The sequence below is a fragment of the Thalassotalea sp. G20_0 genome (genome assembly GCF_017744175.1).
Lineage (GTDB): Bacteria > Pseudomonadota > Gammaproteobacteria > Pseudomonadales > Endozoicomonadaceae > Endozoicomonas.
The window spans coordinates 1-761 of sequence record NZ_JAGHQV010000336.1; the positions used below are offsets into that span (position 1 = coordinate 1).

1 pseudogene is annotated in these 761 nt (G+C 49.7%); it reads right to left on the bottom strand.

What is annotated here, in order from left to right:
- Window positions 1-761: pseudogene (locus J7438_RS26375) on the bottom strand (Eco57I restriction-modification methylase domain-containing protein); the annotation flags it as partial.

A 761-nucleotide genomic window follows, 5' to 3' on the forward strand; every position in this document is an offset into this window, starting at 1 on the left:
GCCTTCAAGAAAAGGAAATCTATCTGGGTCAAACAAAGAGCCGCCCAGCGCAGGCATCTGCATCCCTTCGTGTTCAACACCACCATATACCGCACGGAAAATAGCGAGCAAGCGGGACCAACCATCCCATCGACGTTCAAGAATTTCTTCCGATTCGGCTCTTAACTGCATCCTCAGTGTGGAAACAGCATAATGGGCCTCAAACCGCTCATCACCAAGTAGGAGCAGCTCCCGTTCTTCTGCACAGAGAAGGAAAACGAGCCGCATCATGACAGTTAAACCAGCCTCGTAAAGCTCAGTTGGCTGAACATCCCTTAGTAATTGTCGATTACGTTCTAGGTCAGCCTTGTCCAGCGCTTGGACCAACACTTCAACTGCGCGACGAACCTGCTCACCGAGCGCATCGGTGACTTCATCCTGATGCTTGATCGACTCATCCAGTAATGCAGGAAGCTGTTCTGTGGAGTTAACAAAGAAACGCCGGACTCCCAAAAGAGCTTCAAATGCCTGTAAGGTCACTGGCTCCTGTTGCCAGATACGGGCGAACCAACTGGCGAATGTGGTTACAGCTCCCACTGGAGCATCAATCAACATCCACTGCTCACCATTGGTTATAAGGCCTAGCCGTATATCTGTGGCCCTACATAGTTGAACCATTCTTTCAGTTGCTGCGGCTGTCCAACCGTCGCCCTTGGAAGGTGCATTCAGGTCATATCCAGGCTCAAAAGTTTTGATGAGTAGAAGATATTTTTCACTTTGTT